The organism is Pseudomonas sp. H3_A02 (assembly GCF_054671965.1).
Map to the genome: position 1 here is coordinate 3,741,562 of NZ_CP162807.1, position 18,542 is coordinate 3,760,103.

At 62.0% G+C, this 18,542-nt stretch carries 17 protein-coding genes; 14 read left to right on the forward strand and 3 right to left on the reverse strand.

Going from position 1 to position 18,542, the window contains the following annotated elements; all coding sequences use genetic code 11:
• Positions 1 to 175: 175 nt before the first annotated feature.
• From AB4N80_RS16720 to AB4N80_RS16785, 14 genes are all read left to right on the forward strand, one after another.
• Positions 176 to 2,113, forward strand: a complete 1,938-nt coding sequence (locus AB4N80_RS16720) for a bifunctional 5-dehydro-2-deoxygluconokinase/5-dehydro-2-deoxyphosphogluconate aldolase (RefSeq protein WP_460078009.1) — start codon at positions 176 to 178, stop codon at positions 2,111 to 2,113.
• 175 nt (positions 2,114 to 2,288) lie between these two features.
• Positions 2,289 to 3,182 carry a myo-inosose-2 dehydratase gene (iolE, locus tag AB4N80_RS16725; RefSeq protein WP_305467487.1) on the forward strand — a complete coding sequence of 298 codons (894 nt, stop codon included), beginning with the start codon at positions 2,289 to 2,291 and terminating at the stop codon, positions 3,180 to 3,182.
• The gene (iolB, locus tag AB4N80_RS16730; RefSeq protein ID WP_122564662.1) at positions 3,179 to 3,988 is read left to right on the forward strand and encodes a 5-deoxy-glucuronate isomerase; all 810 of its coding nucleotides are present in this window, start codon (positions 3,179 to 3,181) and stop codon (positions 3,986 to 3,988) included. The genes iolE and iolB overlap by 4 nt, the downstream gene beginning before the upstream one ends.
• Positions 3,989 to 4,017: 29 nt before the next feature.
• Positions 4,018 to 5,520, forward strand: coding sequence for a CoA-acylating methylmalonate-semialdehyde dehydrogenase (locus AB4N80_RS16735; protein WP_305490702.1), 1,503 nt, complete (start codon positions 4,018 to 4,020; stop codon positions 5,518 to 5,520).
• Between the two features lie 35 nt (positions 5,521 to 5,555).
• Complete coding sequence (locus tag AB4N80_RS16740; RefSeq protein WP_305490701.1) at positions 5,556 to 6,377, forward strand: TIM barrel protein; 822 nt, start codon at positions 5,556 to 5,558, stop codon at positions 6,375 to 6,377.
• A 166-nt stretch (positions 6,378 to 6,543) separates the two neighbouring features.
• Positions 6,544 to 8,475, forward strand: coding sequence for a 3D-(3,5/4)-trihydroxycyclohexane-1,2-dione acylhydrolase (decyclizing) (gene iolD, locus AB4N80_RS16745; RefSeq protein WP_122564659.1), 1,932 nt, complete (start codon positions 6,544 to 6,546; stop codon positions 8,473 to 8,475).
• 29 nt (positions 8,476 to 8,504) lie between these two features.
• Entirely contained in the window at positions 8,505 to 9,515 is a 1,011-nt protein-coding gene (locus tag AB4N80_RS16750; protein ID WP_122564658.1) for a bifunctional inositol 2-dehydrogenase/D-chiro-inositol 1-dehydrogenase, read from the forward strand.
• Between the two features lie 259 nt (positions 9,516 to 9,774).
• Positions 9,775 to 10,827 (forward strand): Gfo/Idh/MocA family protein, encoded by a 1,053-nt coding sequence (locus tag AB4N80_RS16755; RefSeq protein ID WP_122565854.1) that lies wholly within the window; start codon positions 9,775 to 9,777, stop codon positions 10,825 to 10,827.
• Between the two features lie 142 nt (positions 10,828 to 10,969).
• Positions 10,970 to 11,122, forward strand: a complete 153-nt coding sequence (locus AB4N80_RS16760) for a hypothetical protein (RefSeq protein ID WP_163006706.1) — start codon at positions 10,970 to 10,972, stop codon at positions 11,120 to 11,122.
• A gap of 51 nt (positions 11,123 to 11,173) precedes the next feature.
• The gene (locus AB4N80_RS16765) at positions 11,174 to 12,100 is read left to right on the forward strand and encodes a sugar ABC transporter substrate-binding protein (protein ID WP_122565853.1); all 927 of its coding nucleotides are present in this window, start codon (positions 11,174 to 11,176) and stop codon (positions 12,098 to 12,100) included.
• A 74-nt stretch (positions 12,101 to 12,174) separates the two neighbouring features.
• Positions 12,175 to 13,728 (forward strand): sugar ABC transporter ATP-binding protein, encoded by a 1,554-nt coding sequence (locus AB4N80_RS16770; protein WP_122565852.1) that lies wholly within the window; start codon positions 12,175 to 12,177, stop codon positions 13,726 to 13,728.
• A gap of 34 nt (positions 13,729 to 13,762) precedes the next feature.
• Positions 13,763 to 14,785, forward strand: a complete 1,023-nt coding sequence (locus AB4N80_RS16775) for an ABC transporter permease (protein WP_122565851.1) — start codon at positions 13,763 to 13,765, stop codon at positions 14,783 to 14,785.
• A gap of 328 nt (positions 14,786 to 15,113) precedes the next feature.
• A complete protein-coding gene (locus AB4N80_RS16780) occupies positions 15,114 to 15,518 on the forward strand; it encodes a TraR/DksA family transcriptional regulator (protein WP_003202859.1) in 405 nt (134 codons plus the stop codon).
• A 560-nt stretch (positions 15,519 to 16,078) separates the two neighbouring features.
• Positions 16,079 to 17,302, forward strand: a complete 1,224-nt coding sequence (locus AB4N80_RS16785) for a methyl-accepting chemotaxis protein (RefSeq protein ID WP_436278766.1) — start codon at positions 16,079 to 16,081, stop codon at positions 17,300 to 17,302.
• 173 nt (positions 17,303 to 17,475) lie between these two features.
• Here the strand turns inward: AB4N80_RS16785 and AB4N80_RS16790 are convergent, their stop codons facing one another.
• From AB4N80_RS16790 to AB4N80_RS16800, 3 genes are all read right to left on the reverse strand, one after another.
• Positions 17,476 to 17,712 carry a DUF2789 family protein gene (locus AB4N80_RS16790; protein WP_122565849.1) on the reverse strand — a complete coding sequence of 79 codons (237 nt, stop codon included), beginning with the start codon at positions 17,710 to 17,712 and terminating at the stop codon, positions 17,476 to 17,478.
• An 87-nt stretch (positions 17,713 to 17,799) separates the two neighbouring features.
• Entirely contained in the window at positions 17,800 to 18,030 is a 231-nt protein-coding gene (locus tag AB4N80_RS16795) for a hypothetical protein (protein ID WP_122565848.1), read from the reverse strand.
• A 130-nt stretch (positions 18,031 to 18,160) separates the two neighbouring features.
• Complete coding sequence (locus tag AB4N80_RS16800; RefSeq protein WP_122565847.1) at positions 18,161 to 18,397, reverse strand: hypothetical protein; 237 nt, start codon at positions 18,395 to 18,397, stop codon at positions 18,161 to 18,163.
• Positions 18,398 to 18,542: the final 145 nt, after the last annotated feature.

The following is an 18,542-nucleotide window of genomic DNA, read 5'->3' on the forward strand; positions in this document are numbered from 1 at the left end:
ATGCACTGCGTCTGGTTGGCTTCGGTCATAGCGTATTGGAAAAAATATTCCACGTAAAAAATTTATAGAATAAATATTGATTATTGCCCGCTGCTCGTTTTAGTCTGCATTCACCAACAGCGTTGGCGCCGGTGTCGGCGACCAGCGCAGGCTGATAAAAATAACAGGAGCCAGCATGGGCCAGACTCGTTTTGCCAGTGGGCGTCAATTGGATGTGATCTGCCTGGGACGCCTGGGCGTCGATCTCTACGCGCAGCAAGTCGGCGCGCGCCTGGAAGATGTTTCGAGCTTCGCCAAATACCTGGGCGGTTCCTCGGCGAACATCGCGTTCGGCACGGCGCGCCTGGGGCTCAGGTCGGCGATGCTGAGCCGGGTGGGCGATGACCACATGGGCCGCTTCCTGGTGGAGTCCCTGGCCCGCGAAGGCTGTGATGTCAGCGGCATCAAGGTCGATCCCGAACGCCTGACGGCCATGGTCCTGCTGGGGATCAAGGACCGGGAAACCTTCCCCCTGGTGTTCTACCGGGAAAACTGCGCCGACATGGCGCTGCGCGCCGAAGACATTGACGAAACCTTCATTGCCTCCAGCAAGGCCTTGCTGATCACCGGCACCCATTTCTCCACCGACGGCGTCTACCAGGCCAGTCTCCAGGCGCTGGACTATGCGCAAAAACATCAGGTCAAGCGGGTCCTCGACATCGATTACCGGCCAGTGCTTTGGGGCCTGGCGGGCAAGGCCGATGGCGAAACCCGTTTCGTCGCCGACCAGAAAGTCAGCCAGCACGTGCAAAGCATCCTGCCGCGTTTCGACCTGATCGTCGGCACCGAAGAAGAATTCCTCATCGCCGGCGGCAGCGAAGACCTGCTGACCGCGCTGCGCACCGTGCGCTCGCTGACGGCGGCGACCCTGGTGGTCAAGCTCGGTCCCCAGGGCTGCACGGTGATCCATGGCGCCATCCCGGCCCGGCTCGAAGACGGCGCCATTTACCCTGGCGTGCGGGTCGAAGTCTTGAACGTACTGGGTGCCGGCGATGCATTCATGTCGGGATTTCTCGCCGGCTGGCTGGAGGATGCCAGCGATGAACGCTGCTGCCAGTTGGCCAATGCCTGCGGTGGCCTGGTGGTGTCGCGCCATGCCTGCGCCCCAGCGATGCCGACCCGGGCCGAACTCGACTATTTATTCAAGAGTCCGGTGCCGATCACCCGACCGGACCAGGACGTTGTGCTGCAACGGCTGCACCAGGTCAGCGTGCCCCGCAAGACTTGGAAACAGCTGTTCATCTTCGCCTTCGACCATCGCGGGCAACTGGTGGAGCTGGCCCAGAAGGGTGGCCGCGAGTTGAGCAGCATCGGCGAACTCAAGCAGTTGTTCATCCAGGCCGTGGAGCGGGTCGAAGCTGACCTGCGGCGTCAGGGCATCGAGGCCGACGTCGGTCTGCTGGCCGACCAGCGCTTCGGCCAGGATTCGCTGAACGCGGCCACCGGACGCGGTTGGTGGGTGGCGCGGCCGGTGGAAGTGCAAGGTTCGCGGCCACTGGCCTTCGAACACGGGCGCTCCATTGGCAGCAACCTGATCGCCTGGCCCCAGGAGCAGATCATCAAGTGCCTGGTGCAATTTCACCCTGACGACGAACCGCTGCTGCGCCTGGAGCAAGAGGCGCAACTGATGGGGTTGTACAAGGCCGCCCAGGCCAGCGGTCATGAATTGCTGCTGGAAGTCATTCCGCCCAAGGATCATCCGTCACCGCACCCGGACGTGCTCTATCGCGCCCTCAAGCGCCTCTACAACCTGGGTATTTTCCCGGCGTGGTGGAAGATCGAAGCCCAGGGCGCGGATGAATGGCAGCAGCTCGATGAGCTGATCCAACAGCGCGACCCGTATTGCCGTGGCGTGGTGCTGCTGGGCCTCAATGCCCCAGCCGCCGCACTCGCCGAAGGTTTTCGCCAGGCCAGCCAGAGCGCCACCTGCCGTGGGTTTGCCGTAGGTCGGACGATCTTCCAGGAGCCGAGCCGGGCCTGGCTGGCCGGGGAAATCGATGATGAAACGTTGATCCGCCAGGTGCAGGGCAGGTTTGTGGAGTTGATCGAGGCGTGGCGTGCTGCGCGGGCGTGACAGACACCGCAGTCTCTATTTGGAATGCAGTTCAATGTGGGAGCGAGCTTGCTCGCGATGACGGTGAAACATGCAACATTGACGCGACTGTCAAACCGCTATCGCGAGCAAGCTCGCTCCCACAAGGTTCCGTGTCGCCTTCAATGGCAATGTAAAAACAATAAAAGGTGCAGCCATGCCCGCTATTCGAATTGGCATCAATCCGATTTCCTGGAGCAACGATGACTTGCCGTCGTTGGGCGGCGAGACGCCGTTGAGTACGGCGCTGAGTGAAGGCAAGGAAATCGGCTACGAAGGTTTTGAGCTCAACGGCAAGTTTCCCAAGGACGCCAAGGGCGTTGGCGATGTGCTGCGGCCCTATGACCTGGCGCTGGTCTCCGGCTGGTATTCCAGCCGCCTGGCCCGACGCTCGGCGGCGGAGGAAATCGACGCCATCGCCAGTCACGTCGAGCTGCTGGCGCAGAACGGCGCGACGGTGCTGGTCTACGGCGAAGTCGCCGACTCGATCCAGGGCCAGCGGATTCCATTGGTCGAGCGGCCGCGTTTCCATACGGATGAAGCCTGGCAAACCTACGCCGACAAGCTCACCGAACTGGCGCGTTTCACTTTGTCCCACGGCGTGCGCCTGGCCTATCACCACCACATGGGCGCCTACGTCGAATCACCCGCGGACATCGACAAGCTGATGGCCCTGACCGGCAGCGAAGTGGGCCTGTTGTTCGACTCGGGTCACTGCTACATGGGCGGCGGCGAACCGTTGCAGGTGCTGCGCAAACACATTGAACGAATCTGCCATGTGCACTTCAAGGATGTGCGCAAACCGGTGGTGCAACTGGCGCGCAACAACCTCTGGAGCTTCCCCGACTGCATCATCAACGGCACTTTCACCGTGCCGGGGGATGGCGACATCGACTTCGCCGCGTTGCTCGATGTACTGCTGGCTGCCGACTATCAAGGCTGGCTGGTGGTGGAAGCCGAGCAGGACCCTGCCGTAGCGCCGAGTTATGCCTACGCCAAGAAGGGCTACGACACACTGCGTGCCTTGCTGCAAGAAAGGAGTCTGGCATGAGCCTGTTGATCAAGAGCCATTCCAGCGGCCGAACCATGGTCCAGTTGCCAGCGGGTGAGCTGGAATACGTCGGGTTCGCCGCCTACCGCCTGAGCCTGGGGGAAACCCTGCCGGTGGCCGCCGCAGACAAGGAATTGTGCCTGGTGCTGCTCAGTGGTCGCATCAGCCTCAAGGGGGAGGCGCCGGGGCAGGGCGCCTTCGATTGGGACAACCTCGGTGATCGCCAATCGGTGTTCGAAGACAAGTCACCTTATGCCGCTTACCTGCCGCCCGGCAGCCAGGCCCAGGTCACTGCCCTGAGCGATGTGCAGATCGCAGTGTGTGCCGCACCGGGTTCGGCGGGTAACGAATACGGCCCGCGGCTGATCCGCCCGGACAGCATGAAGCGCAGCGTGCGCGGCAAGGGCGCCAACACCCGCTATGTCTGCGACATCCTGCCAGACAGCGAACCGGCCCACTCACTGCTGGTGGTGGAGGTGCGCACGCCGTCGGGGCACTCCTCGAGCTATCCGCCGCACAAGCACGACACCGACGACCTGCCGCACCAGAGCTTCCTGGAAGAGACCTATTACCACCAGGTCAACCCGTCCCAAGGCTTCGTGTTCCAGCGGGTCTACACCGACGACCGCAGCATCGACCAGGCCATGGCCGTGGAGAACAGCGACCTGGTGGTGGTGCCCAAGGGGTATCACCCGGTCAGCGTTCCGTACGGTTACGAGTCGTATTACCTGAATGTCATGGCCGGCCCGAAGCGGGTCTGGCAGTTCCATAACGACCCGCAGCACAGTTGGCTGCTCGACCTCTGAATTCCACTTTTCCCACGGAGACAAGAACAATGAGTGACGCCCCGGTAGTAGGCCATTACATCAGCGGTCGAGTGCAGGACAGCGACGATGCGCGGTTCAGCAAGGTCTTCAACCCGGCCACCGGTGCGGTGCAGGCCCGGGTCGCCCTGGCCGAACCGGGCACCGTCGATGCGGCGGTGGCCTCGGCGCTGGCGGCATTCCCGGCTTGGTCCGAGCAATCGTCCCTGCGCCGTTCGCGGGTGATGTTCAAGTTCAAGGAACTGCTCGACCGCCATCACGACGAACTGGCGCAGATCATCAGCCGTGAACACGGCAAGGTGCTGTCTGACGCCCACGGCGAAGTCACCCGCGGCATCGAGATCGTCGAGTACGCCTGCGGTGCGCCGAACCTGCTCAAGACCGATTTCAGTGACAACATCGGCGGTGGCATCGACAACTGGAACCTGCGCCAGCCTTTGGGCGTTTGCGCCGGGGTCACGCCGTTCAACTTCCCGGTGATGGTGCCGCTGTGGATGATTCCCCTGGCGCTGGTCGCCGGCAACTGCTTCATCCTCAAGCCTTCGGAGCGCGACCCGTCCGCCAGTCTGCTGATGGCCCGCTTGCTGACGGAAGCCGGCTTGCCGGACGGCGTTTTCAACGTGGTCCAGGGCGACAAGGTGGCGGTGGATGCGCTGTTGCAGCACCCGGACATCGAAGCGATTTCCTTTGTCGGCTCCACGCCCATCGCCGAGTACATCCACCAGCAGGGCACGGCGCACGGCAAGCGCGTGCAGGCCCTGGGCGGGGCGAAGAACCACATGATCGTCATGCCCGATGCCGACCTCGACCAGGCGGCGGATGCGTTGATCGGTGCGGCCTACGGCTCGGCCGGTGAACGCTGCATGGCGATTTCCATCGCCGTGGCGGTGGGGAATGTGGGTGATGAGCTGATTGCCAAACTGTTGCCGCGCATTGATCAGCTGAAGATCGGCAACGGCCAGCAACCCGGCACCGACATGGGACCGCTGGTCACCGCCGAGCACAAGGCCAAGGTCGAAGGTTTCATCGACGCTGGCGTGGCGGAAGGCGCACGCCTGATCGTCGATGGCCGTGGCTTCAAGGTGCCGGGGGCCGAGCAGGGGTTCTTTGTCGGCGCGACGCTGTTTGACCAGGTCACCGCCGAGATGAGCATCTACCAGCAAGAGATTTTCGGCCCGGTGCTGGGGATCGTCCGTGTACCGGATTTCGCCACGGCGGTGGCGCTGATCAACGCCCATGAGTTCGGCAACGGCGTGTCGTGCTTCACCCGCGACGGCGGCATCGCCCGGGCGTTCGCCCGCAACATCAAGGTCGGCATGGTGGGCATCAACGTGCCGATTCCGGTGCCCATGGCCTGGCATTCGTTCGGTGGCTGGAAGCGCTCGCTGTTCGGCGATCACCATGCCTACGGCGAAGAAGGCCTGCGTTTCTACAGCCGTTACAAAAGCGTGATGCAGCGCTGGCCCGACAGTATCGCCAAGGGCCCTGAATTCAGCATGCCGACTGCCCAATAACGCATTTTCGAATGACTGCCGGAGGGAGAACAACAATGAACAAGCCCCTGCGTTTTGCTTTGAACCGAATGGTTGCCCCGCGCCTGTCACTGCCCGCGTTCATCGACTTGGCCCTGGCATTGAAAACCGATGCCATCGAGATCCGCAACGACCTCAAGGGCGTCGAGATCGAAGACGGCATGCCGCCGGCCCGCGTTCGTGAGCTGTGCGAGGCGCGCGGTATCAAGGTGCTGTCGATCAACGCCCTGTACCCCTTCGATGTGTGGAACGAAGAGCGCCGCGCCCAAGCCGTGCGCCTGGCTGATTACGCCCGTGAATGCGGCGCCGAGGGGCTGGTGATGTGCCCGCTCAACGACCGCGCCGACCCGCGCAGCGAGGCTGAACGGGCGTCGGGGCTGCGGACTGCCCTGAGTGAACTGGCGCCGATCCTGCGGGCCTTTGGCATCTACGGGTTCATCGAGCCCCTGGGTTTCGAAGAATGCTCGTTGCGGCGCAAACGCACGGCGGTGGAAGCGATCAAGAGCATTGGCGGGCTGGATGTGTTCCGACTGGTGCACGACACCTTTCACCATCATCTGGCGGGCGAGCAGGAATTCTTCCCTGAGCTGACTGGGTTGGTGCACATCTCCGGAGTCGAGGACGCCCAGGCACCCTTGGCTACCATCCGTGACGGTCACCGGGTGCTGGTGGGCGAGGCTGACATCCTCGGCAATGCCGCGCAGATCGAGGCGTTGCGGGTCGCAGGCTACGAGGGCTACTTGTCCTTCGAGCCGTTCGCCGAGAGCGTCCATGACCTGGCTGACATCCGCCAAGCGTTGGGGGCGAGCATGAACCATCTGCAAAGCTCCCAGGCCTGACCTGATTTCCTGAACGATGGAGCCCCCCTGTGGGAGCGAGCTTGCTCGCGATGGCGGCAGCACATTCAACACATAAATCGCCTGACACACCGCTATCGCGAGCAAGCTCGCTCCCACAGAGGACTGAGCCAGCCGCCAAATTTTGCATTCCAGACAAGGTGCAAGCATGACCACAACACGACTGACCATGGCCCAGGCCCTGGTGAAATTCCTCGATAACCAATACATCGAGGTCGATGGCGTCCAGAGCAAGTTCGTCGCCGGGGTCTTTACCATTTTCGGCCATGGCAACGTACTGGGCCTGGGCCAGGCGCTGGAGCAGGACAGTGGCGACCTGGTGGTTCACCAGGGCCGCAACGAGCAGGGCATGGCCCACGCCGCCATCGGCTTTGCCAAGCAGCATCTGCGGCGCAAGATCTATGCGTGCAGCTCGTCGGTCGGCCCCGGTGCAGCGAACATGCTGACCGCCGCCGCCACGGCGACTGCCAACCGTATCCCGTTGTTGCTGTTGCCCGGCGATGTCTATGCCAGTCGCCAGCCAGATCCGGTGCTGCAACAGATCGAGCAGTTCCACGACCTGAGCATCAGCACCAACGATGCCTTCAAGGCCGTGAGCAAATACTGGGACCGCATCAACCGCCCCGAGCAATTGATGACCGCCGCGATCCAGGCGATGCGGGTGCTGACCGACCCGGCCGAAACCGGCGCGGTGACCCTGGCGCTGCCTCAGGACGTGCAAGCCGAAGCCTACGATTATCCGGATTACTTCCTGCAAAAACGCGTGCACCGCATCGACCGCCGCCCGGCCACCGAAGCGATGCTCGGCGATGCCTCGGCGCTGCTCAAGGGCAAGCGCAAGCCGTTGATCATCTGTGGCGGCGGCGTGCGTTACTCCGGCGCCAACGCGGCATTGCAGGCCTTTGCCGAGCGCTTCGACATTCCTTTCGCCGAGACCCAGGCGGGCAAGAGTGCGGTGGTGTCCAGCCATCCGCTGAACGTTGGCGGCGTCGGCGAAACCGGCTGCCTGGCGGCGAACCTGCTGGCCAAGGAAGCGGACCTGATCATTGGCATCGGCACGCGCTATAGCGATTTCACCACCGCGTCGAAATGGCTGTTCCAGCACCCCGACGTGCAGTTTCTCAACCTCAACATTAGCCCGTGCGATGCCTTGAAGCTCGATGGCGTGCAATTGTTGGCCGATGCCCGTTCGGGCCTGGAGGCCTTGTCGGCCGCGATGGGTGACTATCGCGCCGATTGGGCCGGGCAGATCGCCGACGCCAAGGCGCAACTGGACGCGGAAGTGGACCGGGTCTATCAGGCGGATTTCCAGACCGAGGATTTCGTCCCGGAAATCAACGACCACATGGACCCAGCGGTGTTTCGCGAATTCATCGAACTCACCGGTTCCTGTCTGACCCAGAGCCGGGTGCTGGGCACGCTCAACGAAGCCTTGGCGGATGACGCCATCATCGTCGCCGCCGCCGGTAGCCTGCCCGGCGATTTGCAGCGCAGCTGGCGCAGCAAGGGCGTGGACACCTATCACGTCGAGTACGGTTATTCGTGCATGGGCTACGAGGTGAATGCGGCACTGGGGGTGAAACTCGCCGCGCCGGACAAAGAGGTCTACGCGTTGGTGGGCGATGGCTCGTACATGATGCTGCATTCGGAACTCGCGACTTCGATCCAGGAGCGCCGCAAGATCAACGTGGTGCTGTTGGACAATATGACGTTCGGTTGCATCAACAACCTGCAAATGGAACACGGCATGGACAGCTTTGGCACCGAGTTCCGCTTTCGCAACCCCGAGACCGGCAAGCTCGATGGCGCGTTCGTGCCGGTGGATTTCGCCATGAGTGCCGCGGCCTATGGCTGCAAAACCTACAAGGTCAAGACCCTCGACGAGCTGCACGCGGCCCTGACCGATGCGCGGAGCCAGAGCGTCTCGACGCTGATCGACATCAAGGTTTTGCCCAAGACCATGATCCACAAATACCTGTCGTGGTGGCGGGTCGGCGTGGCGCAAGTGTCCACCAGCACCCGCACCGATGCCGTCGCCAATACCCTCAATGAACGACTGGCCAAGGCCCGTCAATACTGATTGCCCCAACCCTACGAAAGGAGTTCCAAATGTCTTTGAAGCTGGGCGTCATCGGCACCGGGGCCATCGGCCAGGACCATATCCGTCGTTGCAGCCAGACCTTGCTCAACAGCCAGGTGGTGGCGGTGACCGACATCAACCTGCAACAAGCGGCCAAGGTCGTTGCCGATCTCAAGCTGACCGCCGAGGTCTACCCCGACGGTCACGCGTTGATCAAGGCGCCGGACGTGGAGGCGATCCTCGTCACCTCCTGGGGCCCGAGCCATGAAGAATTCGTGCTGGCGGCGATTGCAGCGGGCAAACCGGTGTTCTGTGAAAAGCCCCTGGCGGTCACGGCCGAAGGCTGCCGCAAGATCGTCGACGCCGAAGTGGCCCACGGCAAGCGCCTGGTGCAAGTCGGCTTCATGCGCCCCTACGATGAAGGCTATCGGGCGCTCAAGGCGGTGATCGACAGCGGCCAGATCGGTGAACCGCTGATGTTGCACTGCGCCCACCGCAACCCGAGTGTGGGCGAGAACTACAAGACCGACATGGCGATCACCGACACCTTGATCCATGAGCTGGATGTGTTGCGCTGGCTGCTGGCCGATGACTACGTGTCGGTGCAGGTGGTCTTTCCGCGCAAGAGCAGCAAGGCCTTGGCTCACCTGCGGGACCCGCAGATCGTCCTGCTGGAAACCGCCCGGGGCACGCGCATCGACGTCGAGGTGTTCGTCAATTGCCAGTACGGCTATGACATCCAGTGCGAAGTGGTGGGGGAGACCGGTATCGCCAAGCTGCCGGAACCGTCCCAGGTACAGCTGCGCAGCGGCGCCAAGCTGTCCAATGCGATCCTGATGGATTGGAAGGACCGCTTCATCGCCGCCTACGACGTCGAATTGCAGGCCTTCATCGACGGCGTGCGCGCCGGGCAAGTGGGCGGGCCGTCGGCCTGGGACGGCTTCGCCGCGGCGGTGGCGGCGGATGCTTGCATTCAAGCGCAGCAGAGCGGGCAGATCGTCAAAGTCGAACTGCCCGAGCGGCCGCGTTTCTACGGTTAACCACAATCCCCCGGTGGGAGCGGGCTTGCTCGCGAAGGCGTAGTGGCAGTCGAGTCAATGTTGAATCTACCGCCGTCTTCGCGAGCAAGCCCGCTCCCACAGTCGGCCGCGTTCACCCAAAAGGTACTCGGTCAAATTGTGGGAGCGAGCTTGCTCGCGATAGCGGTGGGTCAGTCAACATAATGCAAGCTGATCCGACGCTATCGCGAGCAAGCTCGCTCCCACAAGGGGCGGCGTTATATTCAAACAAGGAGCTTTCATGCGAATCGGACTAGTGGGCTACGGCAAGGGTGGGCGGTTCTTTCATGCGCCGCTGATCAGCAGTCTGCCGGGGGCTACATTCGTCGGCGTGGTGACCCGGTCCGCCGAGCGCCGCCAACAACTGGCCAGCGATCACCCGCAGGCCCAGGCCTTCGACACCCTCGAACAGTTGGTGGCGGCCGGTGTCGATGCGGTGGTGGTGTCCACGCCTTTGGACGGTCGCCCGGCCATTGTGCTGCAGGCCATCGAACTCGGCGTGGCGGTGGTCAGCGACAAACCGTTCGCCCCCGACGCCGCGCAGGCCGAGGCAATGGTGTTGGCTGCCGAACGTCGCAACGTGCCCTTGAGCGTGTACCAGAACCGCCGCTGGGATTCGGATTTCCTGACCCTGCGCAAACTGCTGGCTTCCGGTGCTCTTGGGCAAGTCATTCGTTTTGAATCCAGCGTCGAACGCTATTCGCCGACCTCGGTGGGCAAGGGCAGCGGTGGGGGATTCCTGCGCGATCTGGGCAGCCATCTGGTGGACCAGGCGCTGCAATTGTTCGGGCCGGTGACCAGGGTTTACGCCGAGCTGGATTACCGGCAGCCCGGCCAGGTGTTCGACAACGGCTTCTTCATGTCCTTGTCCCATGCCAGTGGCGTGATCTCTCACTTGAGCGGCAATTGCGTGCAAAACGCAGCGCGCCCGCGCTTTCGGGTCAACGGCAGCCAGGGTTGCTACACCGTCGAAGGCCTGGACGGGCAAGAGGCCCAGGCACTGGCCGGGTTGAGCCCGGCGACCGAGGGCGAACGCTGGGGGGCTGAAGAACATCGACGCTGGGGCTGGTTCGAACACGGCACCGAGCGCGAGCGGGTGACCTCGGAACGTGGCTGCTGGCTGGCGTTCTACCAACACTTGCAAACCGCGTTGCAGGGCGCTGGCCCGCTGCCGGTGGAAGCCCGTGATGCACTGGCGACCACACGCATCCTCGACGCGGCCAGGCAGAGTGCCGAGCAGGGCGAAGTGGTGCGTTTGTCCGTGTCTGTAGGGCATGGAATAAAAAACGAATAAAATTCTAAAATGAGTTGATATGGAAAATATTTTCCAATAAAGTCGAATCCAGGTTACCGACAACCCTGTCTGCCTCCCGCCAAGCCAACCTTGAACGGACGACAGACGAAACAAAAACAAGAAACACAGCTAGGTACCGTCGATGAAAACCTTCAGCCGTTCTGCGTTTCACCTGCCACGTCTGCCGCACCTGTCCGCAGTCCTTCCCTTGTTCGAATCCCTGTGTATCCAGCGCAACGGCGCCGTGGTCTGTTGCATGCCCGGCGCGCCCATCGTGCGCTTGCCCCGTTCCTGATCCGTCACGCCTTATCCATAAAACCAACAAAAAAGTGGAGAAAGACCGTTCATGAAGACCAAGACCCGTATCGCCTCGCTGGCCCTGTCGTTGATGCTCACCAGCGGCGCTGCCCTGGCGGACCTGAAAATCGGCGTCAGCATGTCCCAGTTCGATGACACCTGGTTGACCTACCTGCGCGAATCCATGGACAAGAAAGCCAAGTCCCTGCCGGACGGCGTCACCCTGCAGTTCGAAGATGCGCGCAGTGACGTGGTCAAGCAACTGAGCCAGGTGGAAAGCTTCATCAGCCAGAAGGTCGATGCGCTCATCGTCAACCCGGTGGACACCGCCGCGACTCAGCGCATCACCAAGGCCGCGGTGGCTGCCGGCATCCCCCTGGTCTACGTCAACCGCCGCCCGGACGAACCGAAGTTGCCGGAAGGGGTGGTCACCGTCGCCTCCAACGACCTCGAAGCCGGGCACATGCAGATGCAATACCTGGCCGACAAGATGGGCGGCAAGGGCAACATCGTCATCTTGCTGGGTGACCTGGCCAACAACTCCACCACCAACCGCACCAAGGGCGTCAAGGACGTGCTGGCCAAGTACCCGGGCATCAAGATTGAACAGGAACAGACTGGCACCTGGTCGCGGGACAAGGGCATGACCCTGGTCAACGACTGGCTGACCCAGGGCCGCGACTTCCAGGCCGTGGTGTCCAACAACGACGAGATGGCCATCGGCGCCGCCATGGCCCTCAAGCAAGCAGGCACCAAGAAAGGCAGCGTATTGATTGCCGGGGTCGATGGCACGCCGGACGGTTTGAACGCCATCAAGAAAGGCCAAATGGCGGTCTCGGTGTTCCAGGACGCCAAGGGCCAGGCCGATGGCTCCATCGACACAGCGGTGAAAATGGTCAAGAAGCAGCCGGTCGAGCAGGCCGTCTGGGTGCCGTACCGCCTGATCACGCCGGAAAACGTCGATCAGTTCAAGTGACGTTCAACCCGGTCCCACCACAACAATAAGCAGGCAAGGTTGCCACGCCGACCTTGCCGAGGGAGTACCTGATCATGTTCGCTTCAGCGACTGCTTCGAGCGCCCCGGCCATGACTTTCCAGCCGGATGTATCACTTGATGAGCCGTACCTGCTGGAAGTCGTCAATGTCAGCAAGGGCTTTCCCGGTGTGGTGGCCCTGTCCGATGTACAACTGCGGGTGCGCCCTGGCTCCGTGCTGGCCCTGATGGGCGAGAACGGGGCGGGCAAATCCACCTTGATGAAGATCATCGCCGGCATCTACCAGCCGGACGCCGGCGAACTGCGCCTGCGCGGCAAGCCGGTGACGTTCGACACGCCGCTGGCGGCGTTGCAGGCCGGCATCGCGATGATCCATCAGGAACTGAACCTGATGCCTCACATGAGCATCGCCGAAAACATCTGGATCGGCCGCGAGCAGCTCAACGGCCTGCACATGGTCGACCATGGCGAGATGCACCGCTGCACCGCCCGGCTGCTGGAGCGCCTGCGCATCAACCTCGATCCCGAGGAGCAGGTGGGCAACCTGAGCATCGCCGAGCGGCAGATGGTGGAGATTGCCAAGGCCGTCTCGTATGACTCCGACATCCTGATCATGGACGAGCCGACCTCGGCCATCACCGAGACCGAAGTCGCCCACCTGTTCTCGATCATTGCCGACCTCAAGTCCCAGGGTAAGGGGATCATCTACATCACCCATAAGATGAACGAAGTGTTCGCCATCGCCGATGAAGTGGCGGTGTTTCGCGATGGCGCCTACATCGGCCTGCAACGGGCCGACAGCATGGACGGCGACAGCCTGATCTCGATGATGGTCGGGCGCGAGTTGAGCCAGTTGTTCCCAGAGCGTGAGGCCCCCATCGGTGAGTTGGTGCTGTCGGTGCGCGACCTGAGCCTGGACGGTATCTTCAAAGGCGTGTCCTTCGACCTGCATGCCGGGGAAATCCTCGGCATCGCTGGCTTGATGGGCTCGGGCCGGACCAACGTGGCCGAGGCGATTTTCGGCGTGACCCCGAGCACCGGCGGCGAAATCCTGCTGGACGGCCAACCGGTGCGCATCACCGACCCGCACATGGCCATCGAGAAGGGCTTCGCGCTGTTGACCGAAGATCGCAAACTCAGCGGCCTGTTTCCGTGCCTGTCGGTGCTGGAAAACATGGAAATGGCCGTGCTGCCCCATTACGTCGGCAACGGCTTCATCCAGCAGAAAGCCCTGCGCGCCCTGTGTGAAGACATGTGCAAGAAGTTGCGGGTCAAGACCCCGTCGCTGGAACAGTGCATCGACACCTTGTCCGGTGGCAACCAGCAGAAAGCGCTGCTGGCGCGCTGGCTGATGACCAACCCGCGCATCCTGATTCTCGACGAACCGACCCGCGGCATCGACGTCGGCGCCAAGGCCGAGATCTATCGGCTGATTGCCTACCTCGCCAGCGAAGGTATGGCGGTGATCATGATTTCCTCGGAACTGCCGGAAGTGTTGGGTATGAGCGACCGGGTCATGGTGATGCACGAAGGTGACCTGATGGGCACCCTCGACCGCAGCGAAGCGACCCAGGAACGAGTGATGCAACTGGCCTCGGGCCTGTCCTGATGCCCGTCAGTCCAGATAAAAAAGGTAAGTGGCTATGAACGCGATATTGGAAAACAAACCCGCAGCAGCACCGACCCGGTCTCGGCGGCGGCTGCCGACGGAGCTGAGTATCTTTCTGGTGCTGATCGGCATCGGCCTGGTGTTCGAAATGTTTGGCTGGATCATGCGTGACCAGAGTTTCCTGATGAACTCCCAGCGCCTGGTGTTGATGATTCTGCAAGTGTCGATCATCGGCCTGCTGGCCATCGGCGTGACCCAGGTGATCATCACCACCGGTATCGACCTGTCGTCGGGCTCGGTGCTGGCGCTGTCGGCGATGATTGCCGCCAGCCTGGCCCAGACCTCGGACTTCGCCCGGGCGGTATTTCCCTCGTTGACGGACTTGCCGGTGTGGATACCGGTGGTGGCGGGGCTCGGGGTGGGGCTGCTGGCCGGGGCGATCAACGGCAGCATCATCGCCATGACCGGCATCCCGCCGTTTATCGCCACCCTCGGCATGATGGTCTCGGCCCGTGGCCTGGCGCGCTACTACACCGAAGGGCAGCCGGTGAGCATGTTGTCCGATTCCTACACCGCCATCGGCCATGGCGCCATGCCGGTGATCATCTTCCTGGTGGTGGCGGTGATCTTCCACATCGCCCTGCGCTACACCAAGTACGGCAAGTACACCTACGCCATCGGCGGCAACATGCAGGCGGCGCGCACATCGGGCATCAACGTCAAGCGCCACCTGGTGATCGTCTACAGCATCGCCGGGTTGCTGGCGGGCTTGGCTGGCGTGGTGGCTTCGGCACGAGCGGCGACCGGGCAGGCGGGCATGGGCATGTCTTATGAGCTGGACGCGATTGCGGCGGCGGTGATCGGCGGCACCAGCCTGGCGGGCGGGGTGGGGCGCATCACCGGGACCGTGATCGGCGCGCTGATTCTCGGGGTGATGGCCAGCGGCTTTACCTTCGTCGGTGTCGATGCCTACATCCAGGACATCATCAAGGGCTTGATCATCGTGGTGGCGGTGGTCATCGACCAGTACCGCAACAAGCGCAAACTCAAGCGCTGATCCCCCCGAGGTTGCGACAAAGCGCCACGCCTGACCCGCGTGGCGTTGCCATTTGTCTTCTTAATACAGCTATTACACCGAATTTCTTGTTATAAACGCACTCCGATGACTGCTAAAAGCCTGTCAGAGAACATTTGAGGGGGTTGTCGGACATTTTCCCTATGTTTTCAGTTGCTGAGGCCTCGACTCGGCCTTAGACTGCCGCCCCTCGTAAATTGAGTGCCGGGTGGCGCTTGGAATAAACGGCGCCTTTCCCGATGAGCGTGGCAGCTGCGCTGCGGGACGCTCCATAATTCGCCTTAATGCACGTTTTTTTATAGAGAAATCAATGACAAAGGAAAAGTTGCTGGCCATGCCGGCGGATGACTACATGAATGCCGAGCAGCTGGCTTTCTTCACCAAGCTGTTGCAGAACATGAAGGTCGAAACCCACGAGCGCATCGAACAGAACCGAATCGCCATTGAGAGCCTGGACACCCCGGCCGACCCGGCGGACGCTGCTTCCGTAGAAGAAGAGCGTACCTGGCTGGTCAACGCCATCGATCGCGACCAGCGCATGCTGCCTCAACTGGAGCAGGCCCTGGACCGCATCAACGACGACAGCTTCGGCTGGTGCGACGACAGCGGCGAGCCGATCGGCCTCAAGCGCCTGCTGATCAGCCCGACCACCAAGTACTGCATCGAAGCCCAGGAACGTCACGAACAGATCGACAAGCACCAGCGTCAGGCCTGATTCGCGTTTTCCGAAAAAAGATCGCGACCTTTTGACGAAGGCCGCGATCTTTTGCTTTCGCCCGTGCGCGTTCGTCTGCTCCCGTTGATCTGCTGCAAGAACACGACTAATGGACCATGGATAATGGCTCGGTAGTGGCGTTTAATGCGGTCATAACAACGAGAGTGTGGGTGACGAACATGGCGACAGACGGAACGCTGGCGGGTGCGGTGCCGGCCTCGGTACCCGAAACGAAAGGCGCGGCGCGCTGGTTGACGCCGACCTTGCAGAGTCTCGCCCTGGCCTTGCTGCTGTGCGGCATGGCTTTGGGCGGCTGGTCGCTGTACCTGGGCCTGCCGCTGGTCATGCTCATCGTCTGGTTGCCGCGCCTGCGTTCGCGCGTGGCCGCGTCAGCCGCACCCCCCACCGACACGTTGGCCGAGCTGACCCGCGACCTGTCCTACACCACCAGCCATAACGCGCTGTCGGCAGCCGGTGTCGCCTATTCGGTCAAGCAACTGGCCGGCAAGGTCCAGTCCCAACTCGATGCGGCGGCGCAGATCGTCAGCAATGCCGAGTCGATGATCGCCACTGAACAAGCCACTTCGCAACTGAGCCAGCAGGCCCTCGGCGCCGCTAGCGAGGCCCATCGCAGCAGCGTAGCCGGGCGCAGCGAATTGGTGGAGTCCATCAGCCGCATGCACCAGCTCAGCCAGCGCGCCAATGACAGCCGTGAGTTGATCGAGGCCTTGAGCGTGCGCAGTGATGAAATCCAGCGGGTCAGCCTGGTGATCCAATCGATTGCCAGCCAGACCAACCTGCTGGCGCTGAACGCGGCCATCGAGGCGGCCCGGGCCGGTGAGCATGGCCGTGGGTTCGCGGTGGTGGCCGATGAGGTCCGCGGCCTGGCCGGGCGCACCGCCGCGGCGACCGGGGAAGTCGGGGTGATGGTGGCCGACATCCAGCAGCGCACGACCCAGGTGGTGGAGCAGATTCGTCAACTGGCCGCTGACCTGGACAGCGGCGTGCAGCAGGTCGAGCACACCGGCCAGCACCTGGAAAACATCGCCCGGCTCGCCGCCGGCGTCGAAACCCAGGTCAGTGCCATCGCCCAAGGCACCGACACCAATCGCGAACAACTCGACAGCCTGTTCCATGCGATCGAGCAGATGCGCAGCGACCTGTCCATCAGCGACCAGCAGACCCAGCGTCTGGCCGAGGCGGCGGTGCAGATGGAAGGCCAGGCCGAAACCATCAGCGAACGCCTGGCCGAGGTAGGGCTCGATGATTATCACCAACGGGTCTACGACCTGGCGCGGGAAGGGGCGAGCCAGATCGCCGCGCAGTTCGAGGCCGACATCGACCAGGGTCGTGTCAGCCTGGAGGACCTGTTCGACCGTAACTACCAGCCGATCCCCAATACCCAACCGGCCAAATTCCAGACCCGTTTCGACCGCTACACCGACCAGGTCCTGCCGGCGATTCAGGAACCGTTGCTGGCCCGCCACGAGGGCCTTGTGTTTGCGATTGCCTGCACCCAGCAGGGTTATGTGCCGACCCACAATAAGGTCTTCAGCCAGCCGCTGACCGGCGATCCCCAAGTGGATACGCTAAATAACCGCACCAAGCGCAAATTCTCCGATCGCACCGGGATTCGCTGCGGCAGCCACCAGCAGCCGGTGCTGCTCCAGACCTACACCCGGGATACGGGGGAGTTGATGCACGATCTTTCCGTACCGATCATGCTCAAGGGGCGGCATTGGGGTGGTTTGCGCTTGGGCTACAAACCCGAGAAGCCACGCTAGGTTTTATAGCACCGAGTGGCAAAGGCGCTTTTGTGGCGAGGGAATTATCTGTGGGAGCAAGGCTTGCCCGCGATGAAGGCGACGCGGTTTCATGAGGGATCGAGGCGCCTGTATCGCGAGCAAGCTTTGCTCCCACCAATCCCCTGGCCACAGGGGACTCATGGTTCCTGGCGTTACTTACCGTCGTGTAGGCGCACGTTCAGTTGATCCACCACCACCGCTTCTTCGCCGTCGGCGCGCATCCATTCCTTGAGCAGGACTCTCTGGTGTTCCTCCCAAAAATCGGCATCCACCAGCTTGATCTCCGGCGCCAGCGGGTGGGCCATGATGAAGTCGTCGATGGCTTTGTCGTCCGAGGGCAGGCCCAGTTGGTCGAAAAGGGTAGTGAGTTCGTAGGATGGTTGTTCCATGGGGGACTCCTTTGAGCGGGCGCCGTCATGGCGCCTCGGTTGCCTCTCTTTATCTGAGGCAAGCGATCATCAGGAGTTCGATTGGAATCAGGCTTTCAAGGCGCCTTCATCCACGGCGGTCTTCAACGCCCTGGCCGCTTCCCTGGCAGCCTCAGCCGCGAGCTGCGAAGTCTTGAACCAGCGATCCTTTTCCACTTGGTGGCAAGTGACGGTGGTCAACGGTGGCTTGGCACGCATCACGATGACGGCCTGGAACTCGCCTTCGACTTCTCTGGCCTCGCCCCGGATAAAAAACTCGCCAATATCAAATTCCGTCACGTCGCGCCTGCTCCTCGAAACCATTGTGGGTGCGCGATCCGCCGATGAACGACGGACTTCGCTGGGCGGGCAGTATGGCAGCAGTTGCCCGTCGGTGGCTGAGTTAAGTCATGGACGGGCAAATAGGCGGTCAGGCGCTGTGTTCCAGACGCCTGGCCAGGTAGCAGGCCTCGTTATGGTCGGTTCGGAATCCTCTTACACGTCCAGTCGATGTTTCTTCTATGTGAAAAAAACACTTGCCGGCCAAGACGACTCGATAACGCGGTTGAATCAACGAAATTGGCAGGCAATCGACCCCGTCAATGCCGTTGGCTGTTTCAACGATGCAAGGTGCGACGGGGTGGGGCAGGGTGGTAAAAGTGGCCATAATGAATTCCTTTTCATGGTTTACCGACGAATTGCCGGGTACTTCGAGTAGTCTCCACGCCTTCCGCTGCTCTAGAATCGGCAGCGTCGTGTGGACGGTTGCGCCTATCTAAAGCAATTTTTTTTGGGCTCGATGTCAGAAAAAT

What these genes read in the sequence shown, in the direction of transcription:
- AB4N80_RS16740 (WP_305490701.1), top strand. Translation starts at nt 5,556, where the DNA reads ATGAACAAGCCCCTGCGTTTTGCTTTGAACCGAATGGTTGCCCCGCGC.
- AB4N80_RS16720 (WP_460078009.1), top strand. Translation starts at nt 176, where the DNA reads ATGGGCCAGACTCGTTTTGCCAGTGGGCGTCAATTGGATGTGATCTGC.
- iolD (WP_122564659.1), top strand. Translation starts at nt 6,544, where the DNA reads ATGACCACAACACGACTGACCATGGCCCAGGCCCTGGTGAAATTCCTC.
- iolB (WP_122564662.1), top strand. Translation starts at nt 3,179, where the DNA reads ATGAGCCTGTTGATCAAGAGCCATTCCAGCGGCCGAACCATGGTCCAG.
- AB4N80_RS16780 (WP_003202859.1), top strand. Translation starts at nt 15,114, where the DNA reads ATGACAAAGGAAAAGTTGCTGGCCATGCCGGCGGATGACTACATGAAT.
- AB4N80_RS16775 (WP_122565851.1), top strand. Translation starts at nt 13,763, where the DNA reads ATGAACGCGATATTGGAAAACAAACCCGCAGCAGCACCGACCCGGTCT.
- iolE (WP_305467487.1), top strand. Translation starts at nt 2,289, where the DNA reads ATGCCCGCTATTCGAATTGGCATCAATCCGATTTCCTGGAGCAACGAT.
- AB4N80_RS16785 (WP_436278766.1), top strand. Translation starts at nt 16,079, where the DNA reads ATGATCGCCACTGAACAAGCCACTTCGCAACTGAGCCAGCAGGCCCTC.
- AB4N80_RS16750 (WP_122564658.1), top strand. Translation starts at nt 8,505, where the DNA reads ATGTCTTTGAAGCTGGGCGTCATCGGCACCGGGGCCATCGGCCAGGAC.
- AB4N80_RS16755 (WP_122565854.1), top strand. Translation starts at nt 9,775, where the DNA reads ATGCGAATCGGACTAGTGGGCTACGGCAAGGGTGGGCGGTTCTTTCAT.
- AB4N80_RS16735 (WP_305490702.1), top strand. Translation starts at nt 4,018, where the DNA reads ATGAGTGACGCCCCGGTAGTAGGCCATTACATCAGCGGTCGAGTGCAG.
- AB4N80_RS16790 (WP_122565849.1), bottom strand. Translation starts at nt 17,712, where the DNA reads ATGGAACAACCATCCTACGAACTCACTACCCTTTTCGACCAACTGGGC.
- AB4N80_RS16765 (WP_122565853.1), top strand. Translation starts at nt 11,174, where the DNA reads ATGAAGACCAAGACCCGTATCGCCTCGCTGGCCCTGTCGTTGATGCTC.
- AB4N80_RS16800 (WP_122565847.1), bottom strand. Translation starts at nt 18,397, where the DNA reads ATGGCCACTTTTACCACCCTGCCCCACCCCGTCGCACCTTGCATCGTT.
- AB4N80_RS16760 (WP_163006706.1), top strand. Translation starts at nt 10,970, where the DNA reads ATGAAAACCTTCAGCCGTTCTGCGTTTCACCTGCCACGTCTGCCGCAC.
- AB4N80_RS16770 (WP_122565852.1), top strand. Translation starts at nt 12,175, where the DNA reads ATGTTCGCTTCAGCGACTGCTTCGAGCGCCCCGGCCATGACTTTCCAG.